General features: G+C 35.5%; 2 protein-coding genes and 1 pseudogene. All 3 read left to right on the forward strand.

What is annotated here, in order from left to right:
* On the forward strand, positions 1 to 285 hold a 285-nt coding region (locus BGC07_RS20770; RefSeq protein WP_201258151.1), incomplete at its 5' end, for a hypothetical protein.
* 10 nt (positions 286 to 295) lie between these two features.
* Positions 296 to 475 carry a hypothetical protein gene (locus BGC07_RS14130; RefSeq protein WP_069313624.1) on the forward strand — a complete coding sequence of 60 codons (180 nt, stop codon included), beginning with the start codon at positions 296 to 298 and terminating at the stop codon, positions 473 to 475.
* A pseudogene (locus BGC07_RS14135) lies at positions 462 to 777 on the forward strand (gamma-glutamylcyclotransferase); the annotation flags it as partial. The gene BGC07_RS14130 and the pseudogene BGC07_RS14135, both read left to right, overlap by 14 nt.

Raw genomic sequence — 777 nt, forward strand, 5'->3', positions numbered from 1 at the left:
CCTGTCAACGGCTGGTTATCACGTTATATAGGTAAGAAACGTTTACTTATTGCGACCGGTATTATTGCTTTAATTGATTATTTGGTTTTATTATATTCCCCCTTTTCTAGCGTGCTGATGTTTTCTATTCTGACATTTATTAGTGGTTTTACTGCCAGTGCAATGTTGCTATGTTTTGCACTGAATAATCAATTACATTCAGCAAGCTCACATGGTTTAGTAACAGCTTTTACCAATATGATGATTATGATTATCGGGGGGCACAGTTCAACCTATCATTGGTAAATTGCTGGATATGTTTGAAAACCAAGCTAATTTAACTGAGGAAATAGGGCACTTTAGTTTAATGGCTTACCAACAGGCTTTATGGGTCGTGCCTGTTGTTATTTTGTTGAGCGTTGTGCTAAGCCTATTTATTAAAGAAAATTATATGAATCATGATTCACTGATTGGAGTGAAGCATGATGAAATTTAATGCAAATAGCAATTATAGTAAATATTTTATTTATGGTGGTTTGATGGCGAATGAGAAAATAATTAAACGAGGGCACTCTGCCTACTTAAAAGATCATAAAATTTCTTTTTTATTAAAAGGCCCCTCACGCTTAGAACCTTCATTTGCTTTATTACAGGAGGTTCCTGGAGAGAAGGCTTGGGGCGTTATGATTGAGTTAACTGATCAGCAATGGAAGAGTATTGCTCGCCATGAGGTAATGTATCAGCTTAAAACTACTTTAATTACGACAGCAAAGGACAATCAAGAGCATTTTGTAAACG

The sequence above is a fragment of the Piscirickettsia litoralis genome (genome assembly GCF_001720395.1).
In the GTDB taxonomy this organism is placed as follows: Bacteria; Pseudomonadota; Gammaproteobacteria; order Piscirickettsiales; family Piscirickettsiaceae; genus Piscirickettsia; species Piscirickettsia litoralis.

Coding starts and splice junctions, on each gene's coding strand:
- BGC07_RS14130 (WP_069313624.1), top strand. CDS start 296: ATGTTTGAAAACCAAGCTAATTTAACTGAGGAAATAGGGCACTTTAGT.